17 protein-coding genes are annotated in these 14,901 nt (G+C 32.4%); 6 read left to right on the forward strand and 11 right to left on the reverse strand.

The genetic code is table 11. The features are described from left to right. Window positions 1-52: 52 nt before the first annotated feature. From menA to ACM55G_RS07815, 6 genes are all read left to right on the forward strand, one after another. Entirely contained in the window at window positions 53-1,003 is a 951-nt protein-coding gene (gene menA, locus ACM55G_RS07790) for a 1,4-dihydroxy-2-naphthoate octaprenyltransferase (protein WP_416843337.1), read from the forward strand. Between the two features lie 33 nt (window positions 1,004-1,036). Next, window positions 1,037-1,714 carry a metal-dependent hydrolase gene (locus ACM55G_RS07795; protein ID WP_416843338.1) on the forward strand — a complete coding sequence of 226 codons (678 nt, stop codon included), beginning with the start codon at window positions 1,037-1,039 and terminating at the stop codon, window positions 1,712-1,714. 181 nt (window positions 1,715-1,895) lie between these two features. Continuing rightward, the gene (locus ACM55G_RS07800; RefSeq protein WP_416843339.1) at window positions 1,896-3,104 is read left to right on the forward strand and encodes a tetratricopeptide repeat protein; all 1,209 of its coding nucleotides are present in this window, start codon (window positions 1,896-1,898) and stop codon (window positions 3,102-3,104) included. Window positions 3,105-3,256: 152 nt separating this feature from the next. Next, window positions 3,257-3,550: a type II toxin-antitoxin system HigB family toxin gene (locus tag ACM55G_RS07805; RefSeq protein ID WP_416843340.1), complete on the forward strand. Its 294-nt coding sequence runs from the start codon at window positions 3,257-3,259 to the stop codon at window positions 3,548-3,550. A gap of 5 nt (window positions 3,551-3,555) precedes the next feature. Continuing rightward, on the forward strand, window positions 3,556-3,912 hold the full coding sequence (locus ACM55G_RS07810; protein WP_314897053.1) for a helix-turn-helix domain-containing protein: 357 nt from the start codon (window positions 3,556-3,558) through the stop codon (window positions 3,910-3,912). Window positions 3,913-3,954: 42 nt separating this feature from the next. Next, window positions 3,955-5,001 (forward strand): o-succinylbenzoate synthase, encoded by a 1,047-nt coding sequence (locus tag ACM55G_RS07815; RefSeq protein WP_416843470.1) that lies wholly within the window; start codon window positions 3,955-3,957, stop codon window positions 4,999-5,001. A 1-nt stretch (window position 5,002) separates the two neighbouring features. Here the strand turns inward: ACM55G_RS07815 and ACM55G_RS07820 are convergent, their stop codons facing one another. From ACM55G_RS07820 to ACM55G_RS07870, 11 genes are all read right to left on the reverse strand, one after another. Further along, on the reverse strand, window positions 5,003-6,091 hold the full coding sequence (locus tag ACM55G_RS07820; protein WP_416843341.1) for an AI-2E family transporter: 1,089 nt from the start codon (window positions 6,089-6,091) through the stop codon (window positions 5,003-5,005). Window positions 6,092-6,864: 773 nt separating this feature from the next. Then, window positions 6,865-8,898 (reverse strand): outer membrane beta-barrel protein, encoded by a 2,034-nt coding sequence (locus ACM55G_RS07825; protein WP_416843342.1) that lies wholly within the window; start codon window positions 8,896-8,898, stop codon window positions 6,865-6,867. A 4-nt stretch (window positions 8,899-8,902) separates the two neighbouring features. After that, a complete protein-coding gene (locus tag ACM55G_RS07830; protein ID WP_416843343.1) occupies window positions 8,903-10,594 on the reverse strand; it encodes an Ig-like domain-containing protein in 1,692 nt (563 codons plus the stop codon). Between the two features lie 400 nt (window positions 10,595-10,994). Continuing rightward, window positions 10,995-11,306 carry a histidine kinase gene (locus ACM55G_RS07835; protein ID WP_416843344.1) on the reverse strand — a complete coding sequence of 104 codons (312 nt, stop codon included), beginning with the start codon at window positions 11,304-11,306 and terminating at the stop codon, window positions 10,995-10,997. A 316-nt stretch (window positions 11,307-11,622) separates the two neighbouring features. Next, complete coding sequence (locus ACM55G_RS07840) at window positions 11,623-11,952, reverse strand: hypothetical protein (protein WP_416843345.1); 330 nt, start codon at window positions 11,950-11,952, stop codon at window positions 11,623-11,625. Between the two features lies 1 nt (window position 11,953). Beyond that, window positions 11,954-12,301, reverse strand: coding sequence for a hypothetical protein (locus ACM55G_RS07845; RefSeq protein WP_416843346.1), 348 nt, complete (start codon window positions 12,299-12,301; stop codon window positions 11,954-11,956). Between the two features lie 55 nt (window positions 12,302-12,356). Beyond that, the gene (locus tag ACM55G_RS07850; protein WP_416843347.1) at window positions 12,357-12,689 is read right to left on the reverse strand and encodes a YtxH domain-containing protein; all 333 of its coding nucleotides are present in this window, start codon (window positions 12,687-12,689) and stop codon (window positions 12,357-12,359) included. A 35-nt stretch (window positions 12,690-12,724) separates the two neighbouring features. Beyond that, the gene (locus tag ACM55G_RS07855; protein ID WP_416843348.1) at window positions 12,725-12,877 is read right to left on the reverse strand and encodes a lmo0937 family membrane protein; all 153 of its coding nucleotides are present in this window, start codon (window positions 12,875-12,877) and stop codon (window positions 12,725-12,727) included. 150 nt (window positions 12,878-13,027) lie between these two features. Next, on the reverse strand, window positions 13,028-13,666 hold the full coding sequence (locus ACM55G_RS07860; protein ID WP_416843349.1) for a porin family protein: 639 nt from the start codon (window positions 13,664-13,666) through the stop codon (window positions 13,028-13,030). A 410-nt stretch (window positions 13,667-14,076) separates the two neighbouring features. Continuing rightward, window positions 14,077-14,259 (reverse strand): hypothetical protein, encoded by a 183-nt coding sequence (locus ACM55G_RS07865; protein WP_416843350.1) that lies wholly within the window; start codon window positions 14,257-14,259, stop codon window positions 14,077-14,079. A 205-nt stretch (window positions 14,260-14,464) separates the two neighbouring features. Beyond that, window positions 14,465-14,857, reverse strand: a complete 393-nt coding sequence (locus ACM55G_RS07870) for a low affinity iron permease family protein (RefSeq protein WP_416843351.1) — start codon at window positions 14,855-14,857, stop codon at window positions 14,465-14,467. Window positions 14,858-14,901 lie beyond the last annotated feature (44 nt).

Raw genomic sequence — 14,901 nt, forward strand, 5'->3', positions numbered from 1 at the left:
TGTTTTTAAGACAAACCTTAAGTTTTTAACTTCAAACTTTTAAATAAAAAATATGAAACATTGGATTGAAGCCGCACGTTTACGAACATTACCATTATCTGTATCGGGAATAATTGTTGGAAGTATGTATGCTTTGGCACACCCAACGGATGCAATATTAACTCCAACAGAAGTTTTCAATTGGCGGCTTTTTGGCTTTGCCATAGTAACTACACTTGGCTTACAAATTCTCTCTAATTTTGCCAATGATTATGGTGATGGGATGAAAGGAACGGATAATGAGGACAGAGTAGGTCCAAAACGCGCCATACAAAGCGGTGTGATTACTCCGGAAGCCATGAAGCGTGCTATTATCATTACATCGGCACTGACGTTACTTTCAGCGATGCTGTTGATTTATTATGCATTTAAGGATACTAATTTGTGGTATTCCTTGTTTTATTTAGTGTTAGGAATTCTTTCAATTGTGTCTGCAATTCGCTATACAGTTGGAAATACGGCTTACGGCTACCGAGGATTTGGTGATGTTTTTGTCTTTGTCTTTTTTGGGTTGGTAAGTACTTTAGGGGTAAATTTTTTATATTCAAAACAACTCGATTTTGAATTGGTTTTACCTGCAATAGCCATTGGATTATTGAGTGTCGGCGTTTTAAATCTAAATAATATGCGTGACGAAGCTTCGGATCGAAAATCAAATAAAAACACGATTGTCGTAAAAATTGGCGGAGCCAAAGCTAAAATATACCATTATTTTCTGATTGTTACAGCAATGGTTTTGGTACTTGTTTTTGCAATTGTAGACCATTTTCACTTTGATCAATACCTGTTTTTACTGGCTTATATCCCTTTAACTAAACATTTAATTACCGTTTATAAAAACAACAACCCTAAGGAATTAGATCCTGAATTAAAAAAATTAGCGTTAAGTACTTTTGCACTTTCTGTGTTGTTGGCGTTGTGCATGATTTTCTTTTTTTCGGATTTGATCGTGAATAATTATTAAACTCAAATTAGTCTATTTTAAAATTTAATTCAAATGAAAATAACATTTTACGGTCACGCGTCTTTAGGGATAGAAGTTGGCGGCAAACACATTATTGTAGATCCTTTTATTTCTGCTAATCCAAAAGCAGCTCTTATTGATATTGATACCTTGAAAGCCGATTATATCTTGATAACGCATGCACATGGAGATCATATTCTTGATGTCGAGGCGATTGCCAAAAGAACCAATGCAGTAATTGTTTCCAATGCTGAAATTGCAGGTCATTATGGGGCAAAAGGCTTTCAGGCGCATCCCATGAATCACGGTGGTAGCTGGAATTTTGACTTTGGAAAACTGAAATATGTAAATGCCATTCATTCCAGTTCTTTTCCCGATGGCAGTTACGGTGGGAATCCGGGCGGTTTTGTCATTGAAGGCGAACATAAAAATATATATATCGCGGGTGATACGGCACTTACTATGGACATGAAACTCATTCCTCTGCGTACCAAACTAGATTTGGCGATTTTGCCAATAGGCGATAATTTCACCATGGATGTCGAAGATGCTATTGTTGCTTCTGATTTCTTGGATTGCGATAAAATTCTTGGGTATCATTACGACACTTTTGGTTATATCGAAATCGATCACGAAGCCGCCATTCGTAAATTCTTCGATAAAGGAAAAGATTTGATGCTGCTGGAAATAGGAAGTTTCATCGAATTGTAATTTTATTTGGAGCTAATCCAGCTATTCGTTGCAATCTTTTTTAAAGCTTTCAAACTTTTGTAGGCTGAAAGCTTTAAAAAAGGATTTTCACTTCTATCTGGGCTAGGGCTATCGTTGACTTGACACCTTGCGAACCTTGCGAAAAACTTTGTGGACTTCGTGTTTAAATTTTAAATCAATCATGCAAAAAAAGAATTTCATTGCTTTAATTTTATTTCTAATTACAACAAATACTATTTTTTCTCAAAAAGACGGTTATTGGGATAAATCTCGTGCTACAACCGAAGAAATTTCAGTTTCCGCCAGAGACAGGATAATTATTAAAACCCAAGATTTCCCTGAAGGAACCACTGAAGTAGTTTACAGAATAACGCTTCTAGATAAAAATCAGCAAATGGCGGGTAGTTTGGTTTCGGTTTTAAAAGCCATTCCAGACCCAACAGGAATTAGTCAAGGTTCAGCAGGAGCAGTTTTTATCTTATCTAAAATATCAGGAGATGATAAATGTACGTATACCGTTTTTTCAAGCAGTGATTTAGCCACAAAATACAAAGAAAACGGAAAAACCGATGACGCTTGTTTGGTTCAGGATGCGCCGGTTAGTAAAGATGCTAAACGACTTTCTACAGAGAAATCGGCTTGTATGAAATCGAATTCTGGGAATTTATGGTTTGGTTTCGAAAGTAAAAACTGGATCATGAATCAAAAAATCATTCTTGAAGTGGTGCCATGGGTCGATAATAAACTCAGTCGTGGTTGGACTCTAGAAAACAGAAAATCAATCATTGATCAATGCAAAACATCGAATATGGCTCAGAAAATGACTAATTCAGATGATTTTTGCGTTTGTATTCTCGATAAAATACAATTTAAATACAAGTTCAAGGAATTCCAAAAATTATTAGCGATAGAGCGTTCTAAAGCTTTTAAGGATTTTGGGAATAGCTGTTTTAACGAAACGGGTGCTTCTGATTTGGTTTACAATGGTTTGCGTAAACAAGCAGCGGATTTATTGAAACAAGGGCTTTATGGCGCTGCAATAGTCAAGCTGAATACGGTAATTAATAACAATAAGGCAACTGCTTTGGATTATAATGCAATTGGAAGCAGTTATATTCTAACGAAGCAATACGGTAAAGCGATTAAATTACTAAAAGAAGGCGGGAAGCTTGATGATTCGGAGTTATTGATAAAGTTGAATTTGGCGCACGCCTATTTATTGAATAATAACTATTCATCAGCGAAAACTATTTATAAAGAATACCAATCTCAAAACGTAACCGATAGTTTGGGTTGGACTGAAAAAGTAAAGCAAGATTTTGAGGCTTTCAAAAAAGTAGGTATTAAAAATGATGATTTTGAAAGAGTTTTGAAGTTAATCGAAAAGTAATTTAGAGGTTAATAACCTTATGTTTTGTTGAATTTTATATGGTTTGAATAAGTTATTTTTTACCATATAAGAAATATAAAGGCATTTAAGTTTTAATAAAAATAATTTCCCAAAATGGGAACTTATTTTTATCTTTGTAAAATAAATAAGCTTTGAGAGTAATTGCAAAAAAAATATTGAGAGATTTTTGGTTAGCTCATGCTGATTGCGAACACCAATTAAAATCTTGGTTTCAGGAAACAAGTAAATCTGAATGGAAAAATCCCAACGAGATAAAAAAGGAATATCCAAGTGCTAGTATTTTAAATGACAATCGATTTGTGTTCAATATCAAAGGAAATAATTATCGATTAATAGTTAAAATAAATGTTGATTATCAAATGGTTTGGATCCGGTTTATTGGAACGCATGCAGAGTATGATAAAATTAACGCCAACGAAATTTAATTAAAATGGAAATTAAGCCTATAAAAACAGAAAACGATTATAATCAGGCTCTTGAAAGACTTGAATTTATTTTTGATGCTAAAATTGGCTCGCCTGAAGGTGACGAATTGGAAGTACTAGGTATTTTAATTGACCAATATGAGAATGACCATTTTCCTATTGGTATGCCGGATCCAATTGAGGCCATAAAATTCAGAATGGAACAAATGGGGTATAATCAAAATGATTTGGCCAATATTGTTGGTTTAAAAAGCCGAGCAAGTGAAATTCTAAATCGCAAACGAAAACTTTCCTTGGAAATGATTCGTCAACTGCATGAGCGGTTAAACATTCCTACAGACGTTTTAATTCAAACATATTAAAACTGGTGATTGAGACTATATCAATTCATAACTCATAATTTCTTGAAAGCAACTTATCACAAATACATTCTTAATTTCAAACGCCCTTCAGGAACTTCCCGTGGCGTCATGACCGAAAAAGAAACTTGGTTTATTGTCTTGGAACATGACGGTAAAAAAGGAATTGGAGAATGTGGAATTCTTCGTGGATTGAGTATTGATGATCGACCGGATTATGAAGAAAAATTACAATGGACCTGCGATAATATTCACCTTGGACAAGAGCAACTTTGGGAAGCTTTATTAGTCTTTCCATCCATCCAATTTGGATTGGAAATGGCATTCCAATCTTTAGTAAGTGAAACTCCTTTTTTACTCTTTCCTTCGGACTTTACTAATGGTACAAAATCGATATTGATAAACGGCTTGGTTTGGATGGGTGAGGAGTCGTTTATGAAACAACAAATCGAGGAGAAATTAGCGCAAGGTTTTCGATGTATAAAGCTTAAAATTGGAGCGATAGATTTCGATAAAGAACTGCAATTATTACGGTTTATTCGGGAGCATTTTACTCCGGAACAAGTCGAAATTCGTGTGGATGCAAACGGTGCTTTTAATGAAAACAAAGCTTTAGATATGTTAATTCAACTATCTGAATTTAAATTACATAGTATTGAACAGCCGATACAAAAAAATCATACTGACAGGATGGCAGAGTTATGTAAAACTACTCCTTTTTCTATTGCTTTGGATGAAGAGCTGATTGGTGTGTTTTCTTTGGCCGAAAAAGAACAATTATTGGAGAAAATCAAACCGCAATACATTATTTTAAAACCTAGTTTTGTAGGTGGTTTTAGAGGTACCCAAGAATGGATTTCATTGGCTGAGAAGCATAAAATTGGGTGGTGGATTACCTCCGCTTTAGAGAGTAATATTGGACTTAATGCGATTGCGCAATGGACCTTTTTACAAAAGAATTCCATGCCGCAAGGATTAGGAACCGGAGCATTGTATACGAATAATTTTGACTGTCCTCTCGAAGTTTTGCAAGGGCAATTGTGGTACAAAAAGGAGTTGGATTGGAAGTTTGATTCTGCTCTTTTGAAATAGATTATTTCGAAGATTTCTTTTGTTCGCCATCTCCCAATAAAACTGATAGCGTCTTTAGAGTTGGTGTGCGGTCCGCAATCAGTTTTACAATGCTTATGAACGGAATAAACAATATCATTCCTGCAGCGCCCCATAAAATGCCTCCTACAAGTACCACGATAATAATTACAAGTGTGTTTATTTTCAAACGGCTTCCCACTGCAAACGGAAATATAATATACGCTTCCAGTGCTTGAACAATAGAAAAGACTACTATGACACCTAACGGATACCAAATTGAATTATAGGTTATCCAGGAAACTGCAATGGGCAAAAGCGAAGAGATCATTATTCCTACATAAGGGATAAAAGTTAGAATGGAGGCTATAAAACCAAACAAAAAGGGGTGTGGCACTCCAATAATCAATAGTCCAATACTGTTTAAGAGTCCAACGATTAAATATACCATCAACATCCCTTTGATGAAATTATAATAGGCATGAATGGTTTCAACGAGGATTTCATGAATGGTACTTTTTTTCTCCGGAGGAAAAAGTTCATAGAGCGCAATCGATAACATTTGACGGTGATAGAGTATAAGCGCAGAAAAAACAGGAATCATTAATAGAATAAATAATGATTCTGATAGGGAATAAGCCGTGTTGCGTAATATGGAGAATGCCTGTGAACCAGAATTATCGAGCGTGTTCTTTATGAATTCTGATTGTTTTTCAATACTGATGTCAAATTTTTCGAAAATAAAAATACTTAATTGATTCATGGTGTCCGAAAGTTTTACGCGTAATGATTGCCATTCCTGCAGGAAATCAGAGAACTGTACGAACATTAAATAAGCTATAGATCCAACGAGAAGTGTTATTCCTAAAATGCAAATAACAATAGCAATACCTTTACTAATACTTTTTGTTTCCATCCATTTACAAATGGGATACAGAATAAAACTGATGAGTAATGAAAAACTTAACGGAATAAAAAGCGTTTTACCAAAATACAAAATCAAACAAGACAATACTATAAATTGTAGAATTTCTAAAACAGAATACTTTCTGCTGGATTGAAATGGAACGGGTTTTTTTGAAGATTGTACCATACAAACTTGTATTATAACTGTTGTTTTCTTGCCCTTATTTAACTTTTTATTCTAAACATTGATTGTGATTATAATATTAATTAAAACGAATAGAATCAATGAGAATTGTTTGTTGTTTTTAATTTAACAGTCCATTAATCGCCTGTGGTAACTTATTTGCCCTAAATGATGCTAGGTGAGTGGACAAATGTGTCAGAGTTGAAATCTTGGTTTAGCTCCATTTATACTTTTAGACGATTTAAATCGCTCTTAAATCGCGATTTTAAAATTTCAATAAACGTGTTTGGTTTTTTTATACTTCTTTAATGATAGCAACGCTTGTTGTTGTATTTTATTTTGGAAATAACCAGTCCACCCAAATAAATAACCTTTGATTCCGAATGCTTGTTTTGACTATTCCCAGATGTCAAAATGATCAGTATGTTTGAAAATTAAACCATCTTTAAACTAACATTCACTCATTGTTGAAACATCACCATTTTTAAATGCAGTATAAAACTTGATAAGGGTTTTCTAGTTGGGAGTCATATTTACGGAGACTGAATAGTAAATATAATATTTTTTCTGTTAAAATTCAGATTTTTAAACGGTATGATAAAAAAAAACAAATGCGATAATTACTAATTAAGAAAAAAATAACAATGTCGATTGCTCTTGATTCATTGATTTACACTGACAGATAGATTTTAAATTTAAAATAAAAAAGAGGATAGACCTTTAAGTTTCTATCCTCTTTTTTAATTTATAAAAAGTGAATTCTCTATTGTTTTGAGTTATTTAGCAACAGGAATAATATCAATTACTACGGTACGATTGTAAAAACGTTCTTCTGGAGTTTTATTTTCAAAAGGAGATTTGTTTTCATTCTCACCATATCCAAGTACTTCAAATTTCACGTCGTTTCTACTTGCTTTAGATAAGCCGCTTTCGATAATGCTTTTTACATCATTGGCTCGTGCAAGAGATAAATCTTGATTGTGAATTTCTTCACCAATAATATCAGTGTGACCATGAATAATTACTGTTGCTCCAACAGGAATTTTTGGGGTTACTACTTCCGTAAGATATTTTTCATAGATAGCTATCGCTTTCGCTTTATTAAATTCATAAATTATGCTGTATCTAATTCCTTCTTCCATTTTTGAAGGTGTCCAAAGTACCATGTGTACCGGAGTTTCTTTCTCTACTATTTTGCCGCTTTTAGTTTGACCGATCATTTTTACTTTATAATCACCTTCTGGTCTGCTACCTAAAATGGATTTCCCAGGAATACTTACTTCGTCTTGAGTATAAGGTCCAAAAGAGTGTACTTTTCCTTGTTCATCGGCTATTTGTAAAGACCAGGTAGATAAAGCTTCATTTGCTCCTTTATTAGTAAAGGTAACATAACTTTCAACAGGAGCTTCTTGTCGCGGAACAATTTGTACAGGTTTCAATTGAGCATCAGGACCACTTTGAAATTCCATTAATAAATCTGAAGAAGTACTTTCGATAGAAACTCTGCGATCTCCTTCACGTAGTAATTCCAATTCTAATGTTGCACCTGGTTGTTCTGAGGGGATATTCGGTTTGTTTTGACCTTTAGTAGTAATTCTAGAAGGATTTATTACAAATACATTTACTAAATAGGTTTTGATTGATTCTGCCATTGCAACACCATCTTCAGGACCTTTCTCTGATGAACCTACCAAAGTAATAGTTGAAGAAGGATTTTTTTGCATGCGGTCTCCCAAAATGTTTAGAACATTATAATAAACAATCATTTGTCTTTTTGAGCGATCGGATAAGTTTTTTGGAGCAAATACTTCCAATTGATCTTCTTTAAAGTCTTTTACTTGATTTTTAGTCAATAAAACATAACGACTAGGGATTTCAGTTGATCCAGCATTGAAAAATACATAGTTTCTAAGTGGGAATATTTCAGTAATTCTTCTTTCTCCAGGAACATTACTAGGAGAATTTACAGAAAATTGAACTTCGCGATCTACTAACATATCTGTAGATTCTTGAATGTTATGTCCTTGTCCCATTTTAAGTGCAATACCAGCTCTAAGGGTAGTTATATTCCAAGTTTCTGTTGAACGTGGATTTTGACCAAAATAAGGTTGAAAAGCAACAAAAGGAGACAATACAAACTGTATTTTATTACTATCTGAAGAAAGTGGAATATCATATCCAGCTCCAATTTGCATTGAAAAAATAGTTTTTTTGACATCACTTAAATCACCTGTTACTGCAGGACTAGGTGCTTGATCCGGATAAGCTGGATTGATACCTAATTGATAAGTAAATGATTTATCCATATTGAAAGCCAAACGAGGACCACCATAAAGATAAAAATTATTTTTGAAAGGAGCGAAACGTAAACTTGGTTCCACTGTGATATAACTTACATTCGTAGATAAATCTGCCGGACAGTCACATGGAGTAACTACTTGGTCAAAAGTACCTTTGCGATTATCATATCCAGCTTGAAGCATTACACCCCATCTTGAATCAGCAGGGCGATATTCTAAAAGTGGTGCTATGAAAAGTCCAACACCATCTCCATCATGAAAAGTAGCCGGAGGAGTAAAACCGGCATTCAACTGATTAGTAGAACCTCTGTAAAAATTAAAATTAGCTCCACCCGCAACACCAAAGTACCAAGAAGGTTTTGTGTATTTAACTTCTATTGTTTGCTGTGCTTGAACTGGAGTTTGAATAATTAACCATCCCAAAGCAATTATTGCAATACTTTTAATAATCAGGTTATTATGGGACCATGCAACGCATGATCCCAATTTAAAATTAGTTTTATTTTTCATTTTTTTATGGCTTATTGATTATGTTAGTGTGTGTCATTACTACAGCTCCATTTCGAGCTAACATTCTCCCTCTTGCAGTGGAATGTGATCCCATAGTTATGGATTGCAAGGCTAATATGTTCCCTTCAAATGAAGTATAATCTCCAATAGTTGCAGAACTTCCCGTTTGCCAAAAGACGTTTTTAGCAAGGGCTCCACCAGTAAGTTTTATATTTCCACCAGCCCCACCTACAGTGGTGAAGGCTGAGGCTACTTGGAAAATCCAAACATCTGTTGCACTACCGTTAAGAGTCAAATCACCATTTTGTACTAAAAGTGTAGATGTTGATTTATAAATACCTGCAGCAAGAGTTTTCCCACCTTGATCACCTGATACCGTTATTGGGGCACTATAAGATGCTCCTTCTACAAAAAGATATGCATTGGTAAGGTCTAGTTTGGCTTGCGTTAACATGGCTGGAACACCTGGGGGAGCAATATCGTCAGAAGCATAAATTGCGCCATTCACGATAATTGCAGGAGGAAACCCTGTAATTGAAGAACGAACTCCTGGACTTATACCAACATCCATATTATTAATTATACTAAAACCAGCGTTGTTACTTACACCTACTCCTGATAAAATTCCAAATCGTTCAGCTGATCCAAGATTTACCATATTTCCAACTACAGCTGCATTAGTATTAAAGTTCCAAACATAGTCATTTGCTAAAGTAACACCAGCAACATTTTTAGCACTAGTTGTAATTGTAGCAGTATAAGTAGTTCCTGATGATAGATCACTATTTGGATTAAATGTAGCTGTTGTGCCTAAGTAAGAGACAGTTCCAGGAATCAATGTCGCCCCATTTTTTAAAGTAAATGTCGAAGTGTTAATTGTCAAAGGATCCATTGACATACTAAAATTCGCTGAAATATCTTGATTAAGCGCAACTCCTCCAATATTGTTAGCGGGGTCAGTTGCTGTTACAGTAGGAGCCGTAACAGATCCTGTGGTAAAGGTCCATGTATAGTTACTAGCTATAGTTGTACCTTGGATATTTTTGATTCCAGTTGTAATCATACCTGTATAAACAGTATTAGCTGTCAAGGGATTATTTGGACTAAAATAGGCTGTCGTTCCATTGTATGAAACTGATCCTGCAACTGATGTTGTTCCTTGTTTTAATGTGAAATTTGTTGTGTTAATAGTAGCTTGATTCATTATCATATTAAAATCTGCAGAAACTATTTTGTTAAGAAATACATTTGTAGTATTGTTTGCTGGATCTGTTGAAATCACCATAGGAGTTACAGTAGAACCGGTACTAAATGTCCAAACATAATCAGCTTGTAAAGCATTACCCATGATATCTTTAACAGATGTTTTAATTCGGCCGGTATAAGTAGTATTTGTTGCAAGAGGATTTGTAGGTACAAATAAAGCAGTTGTACCGCTAAATGAAACTGTTCCCGCTACTAAACTTGACCCTTGTAAAGTAAATGAAGATGCGTCAAAAGTAGATGCATCCATTTCTTCATTAAAGATTACTGTAATAGTTTTGTCCAAAGGAACGTTAATAGCGCCATTATCCGGGCTTGTTGATAATACAATTGGGCACACACCATCGATTTCTACGAAATCGTCTTCTGCACAACCAGTGATTGATGCAATAAAGAGTATTGCAAATGTCAGTAGTAGATTTTTAGTTTTCATTTTGTTGAATTTAGGGGGTTTATTATTTTATTCCACAAAGATTGTTTAGTTATCAGCTGTAAGTGTTACATAATTAAAAATTGAAGTTGTAATATTCACGTATTTAAAATGTTATTTTTTTATTAATATATTGTAAATTAGTGTTTTGTATTTAAAATAGGTGTTATGTACTTAACTTTTTTTTCTAAAAAGAGTAGAAATCGCTAATTTTTTTGTGCCAAAAAGCATTATGAAGAAATACTTTTGAAGAAAAGGAATAATATAAATACTGACAAAACTGCTGTAATAGTTGATGCAACTATATTTTAGGATTAATTTCCTATTCATTTTAAATATATCCATTAACGGATATTATTGTCGGTAATATTTTGCTTTTAAGAGCTAATTATACTTAATGGTTTTAATTAGGCATATTTTTTATTTTACCTTTTTGTTCCAAATGGGAAATAAATAGCATTAATTCTTTTGTGAAATAATCGAGCACCAAATCAGATTGCTTTATGTGATTTAGGAGTTGGATATGTTCATCAGGTGAATTTATTGTTTGATCCAGTAAATCAGATAAACCTAAAATATTGGCTACAGGCTGTCTAACTTTATGAGAAGTCATAAACATCATTTCCTCCAAACCTTTTATATTTTTTTTGTATTCTTCTGCTTTTTTAAGATCCAAGTTAGCCATGATTAACTCAGCTGCCTGTTTTTTTTTCATGGTTTTGAAAAGCAAGTTCATTATTGGCAATAATTAATTCAGCAGCACGTTTTTCTTTTTCTTTTTTTTGAAAAATAAGTTCCTTATTCGTAATTATAAAGCTCTACCTTTTTTATTTTCGTGTTCATTATCTTTCGACTCAAAGTTTTAAGGAAAATTTTCGCAAACTTTTAAAATACAAATTACTTTATTTAGAAAGTCTATTGATTCCTTAGAAAGTAAAAAAGTAATTAATAGTTTTTCGGTCTGGCTATAAAAAATAAACTAAATTATTTATTACCAGAATTAAATTTGCAATCAAAATAGTTATAAACGTTTAATAATTAGAATGTTTTGTGGTAACATTAGTTACAACGAATTGTAAAAGTGTTCCTAATATTTTTTTTATTGGATTACGGGTTGATCCTACTAATACTCTTCTTGTTAAGTATCCTATTGCCATCCCTACAATATTATTGACTATATTGCCTTTTATATTTGGGGAAGTAGTCATTTCGGTAAAGACACTTTTGATGAGGTTTATAGGTTTTATGCTTTCATAAGTCAATTCAAACTGCTGTTTTAAGGCGTGTAATTCTAAAGCTTGTTTGTCTTGTAAATAAAGTATAGTTTGTTCTAATGAATTGGTTTGGTTTATCTTTTCCATATTATTTTTTTTTAAGTAGTTTAATAATAATAAAGTTACTGATAGGGGTTTTAATCCACTGATCCTTAAAATAATATAGTATTATGGAAACGGCTAAATAAATACTGGCTACTATAAAAAAGCCCAAATAGGGTTTTCCTACAATCTCACCGATCCACAATGAAAGTCCAATATTAAGAAGTAGAACAAACATAACAGCAACAATAGCAATGGTTAATCTGGAGAGCAGAGAAGATAAAACATCCGCTGATTTGTCTATTGCTTTTAGCTTAACTAATTCGGCGCTTGTTCTGGTATAATCTTCGGCTCTTTCAAAAAGCGTTTCTATTGATGCTGTAAAGTTGTCCATAATTTAATTTTTAATCGTACTTAAAATTGAAATTTTAATATTGGCGTACCTATTTTTAGATGCTTGTATTTTTGATTTCATTTTTCGCATCATAAAATTTTGATTTCCCTTCAGCGATTAAATTTTCACCTTCGTTTTTTGCATCATAAAATTTAGATTTTCCTTCAGAAATCATATTTTCACCTTCACTCCAAATTTTTTCATATTTTTTGTTTATGCTACTCAATAATGTATCTAATTTGTTTTTCAACTCATCAGCATAGTCATTACTTTTATCCATAATTCTCTTTCTTGTTTTGTCGCCTTTATCTGGAGCCAACATTATTCCTAATATTGCACCTACTGCAAGACCACCTAAAACTCCTAATACTATTTTATCTGTTTTCATAATTGTTTTTTTTAATGTTCAATTTTTTAATTAATTTATAATCTTCGCCCTTGAATAAGTCTTAATATTATTGCAATTACTGCAATAACAAGAAGTATGTGTATAATAGATCCTGCACTGTATGCAAAGAATCCAATTGCCCAAAAAATAATTAAAATTACTGCTAATGTGTAAAGAAGATTGCTCATGATATTTACGTTTTAATGATTAGATTATTTAAAGTAATAATTAGTAAAGTTAAAAATAAAATATATCATACGATACTGTTTTACAGTATTTTGTGATGTAAAAAGTATGTTTATTTTAATTTTTTAGGAAATTTATTCAGTTGGGTTTAATTAAAATGCAAAAGCAGCATAGAAACTCAATACACTATTTTTAGCATCTGGGGAAGTAAAATTGTTTGCTGAATTATCATCTTTTCCAATTTTAGTTAATCCATAATTGTATCGTACTCCAAAACTAACAGGTTGTAAATCTAAACCAAGACCACCAGCAAGACCTGCATCAAATCTGTTGAAATTATCTGTGTTGATATTGTCTTCGAAGTTATAATTACCATTATCGGACTTATTTGTAGTTTTACCACTAATTAAATAAGCAGCATATGGACCAGCATGAATATTGAAATTCTTTGTGACATTTACCACCAATAAAAGTGGCACTTCAATATAATCTAATTTAAACTTTGCAGTTCCGCTTATAAAAGCGTTGTTATAAACTAGTTCCGCCCCTTTTCCGGTATAAGAGATTTCCGGTTGCAAAGAGATATTATTTACAATAGGGACTTTAGCATAAAGACCCACGTTAAATCCAGTTAAAACATTATTGTCATCTACATTATCAGAGTATAAGTTAGAGAAGTTTACACCACCTTTTAGACCAAATTTTGCTACACCTTCTTGAGCTTTAGAACTATTAAAGGCCATAAAAGTCAATACTAGAGAAGCGTAAATTAGTGTTTTTGATTTTTTCATTATTTTTAATTTATTGTAGATTTAATACTTTACAAAGTTGAGAAAGATATGGAAGAAAAGTGTTACAATACTTTTTGTAAAATTTATATTATTCACACTTTTTTGCTATTTATGTCAGTTTAATAAATTGGTTTATGTAAAAAAAAGAGGTTTAACAAAAAAAGACGAGTTAGAAAACTCGTCTTTTTAAATATTTTTAGTATTTAGCAACTTTATCTTTTGCAACTTCTTCTTTTTTAGTCGAAGTCTAACATCCTATTAGTATTGTTCCTTCTATAAACGTTAATAAAGCAAGGATATAAATTGTTTTCTTCATTTTATATGGGTTTGATTTTTTGAAGGGGTTAGAAATTTTTTCTGTTTTCTAATTTAAGCTAACACAATTTAATAGTTATAAATAAAAGGAATATTTACAATGCAATAATTTTAAGTAATTCCTCTTTGGTTTTACCTAATTTGATTTGAAGTTTTTCAATCATTTCTTCTTTTTTGCATTTTGTGAAAAATAAATCATTTTCAGTTAAAGCTGCAAATTTTTCTTTTAATTTTTTTTTTTGTTCTTCCCAATTTTCTTCTGGTTCTTTGCTATTCATTGCGGTATTATTTATGTTATAAAAATATACTCACTACACTACAAAGTTGAAGGAAAATGTTTTAGAATGCCTTATAAAATTTATGTCAAGACTTGTGTTATTCACACATTTGAAGAAAATAAAATCCTTTAAGGAAGTACAAAAAACAGTAAAATAAATATTCGGATAGAAATACCCAAGTAATTTTTTTTAAAAAAATAATAAATTACAATTCCTCGTCTAATTCTTTTAATTTTTCCGCTAGTTCGTTGTATTCTTTTGAAAGTTCAGTTATTTCTCTTTCCGTTTTTACATCGGCGTTCAATACGGAATTATTGGCTGTTTCATGCGATGATACCAGTTCGTTTACTTTTAAATGCAATGAGGCCGAAAACCGGTTAAATGATTTTTGAATAATAAATAGACTTAAAAATGTAACTCCAAAAATAATATCTCCAATGATTTGATGTACATCCCGGGTTGTAAATAGATTATTAATCCACCACCAAAGGACTAAAAACACCGCGAAAATAAAGGTAATAGGATTACCAAGTATAACTGTTGCAGTTGAAGCTATCTTTTCAAAAATTCGCTCTAAAGTGCTGTATAGCTTTGTCATGAAGAAATTATTTTAGATTCATTTATTAAAAATAATAATTTAAT

Origin of the sequence: Flavobacterium algoriphilum (assembly GCF_048158655.1) — a bacterium.
Lineage (GTDB): Bacteria > Bacteroidota > Bacteroidia > Flavobacteriales > Flavobacteriaceae > Flavobacterium > Flavobacterium algoriphilum.

Excerpts from the sequence above, each read along its gene's own strand:
- menA (WP_416843337.1), top strand. The coding sequence starts at position 53 with ATGAAACATTGGATTGAAGCCGCACGTTTACGAACATTACCATTATCT.
- ACM55G_RS07795 (WP_416843338.1), top strand. The coding sequence starts at position 1,037 with ATGAAAATAACATTTTACGGTCACGCGTCTTTAGGGATAGAAGTTGGC.
- ACM55G_RS07800 (WP_416843339.1), top strand. The coding sequence starts at position 1,896 with ATGCAAAAAAAGAATTTCATTGCTTTAATTTTATTTCTAATTACAACA.
- ACM55G_RS07810 (WP_314897053.1), top strand. The coding sequence starts at position 3,556 with ATGGAAATTAAGCCTATAAAAACAGAAAACGATTATAATCAGGCTCTT.
- ACM55G_RS07820 (WP_416843341.1), bottom strand. The coding sequence starts at position 6,091 with ATGGTACAATCTTCAAAAAAACCCGTTCCATTTCAATCCAGCAGAAAG.
- ACM55G_RS07825 (WP_416843342.1), bottom strand. The coding sequence starts at position 8,898 with ATGAAAAATAAAACTAATTTTAAATTGGGATCATGCGTTGCATGGTCC.
- ACM55G_RS07830 (WP_416843343.1), bottom strand. The coding sequence starts at position 10,594 with ATGAAAACTAAAAATCTACTACTGACATTTGCAATACTCTTTATTGCA.
- ACM55G_RS07835 (WP_416843344.1), bottom strand. The coding sequence starts at position 11,306 with ATGAAAAAAAAACAGGCAGCTGAGTTAATCATGGCTAACTTGGATCTT.
- ACM55G_RS07840 (WP_416843345.1), bottom strand. The coding sequence starts at position 11,952 with ATGGAAAAGATAAACCAAACCAATTCATTAGAACAAACTATACTTTAT.
- ACM55G_RS07845 (WP_416843346.1), bottom strand. The coding sequence starts at position 12,301 with ATGGACAACTTTACAGCATCAATAGAAACGCTTTTTGAAAGAGCCGAA.
- ACM55G_RS07850 (WP_416843347.1), bottom strand. The coding sequence starts at position 12,689 with ATGAAAACAGATAAAATAGTATTAGGAGTTTTAGGTGGTCTTGCAGTA.
- ACM55G_RS07855 (WP_416843348.1), bottom strand. The coding sequence starts at position 12,877 with ATGAGCAATCTTCTTTACACATTAGCAGTAATTTTAATTATTTTTTGG.
- ACM55G_RS07860 (WP_416843349.1), bottom strand. The coding sequence starts at position 13,666 with ATGAAAAAATCAAAAACACTAATTTACGCTTCTCTAGTATTGACTTTT.
- ACM55G_RS07865 (WP_416843350.1), bottom strand. The coding sequence starts at position 14,259 with ATGAATAGCAAAGAACCAGAAGAAAATTGGGAAGAACAAAAAAAAAAA.
- ACM55G_RS07870 (WP_416843351.1), bottom strand. The coding sequence starts at position 14,857 with ATGACAAAGCTATACAGCACTTTAGAGCGAATTTTTGAAAAGATAGCT.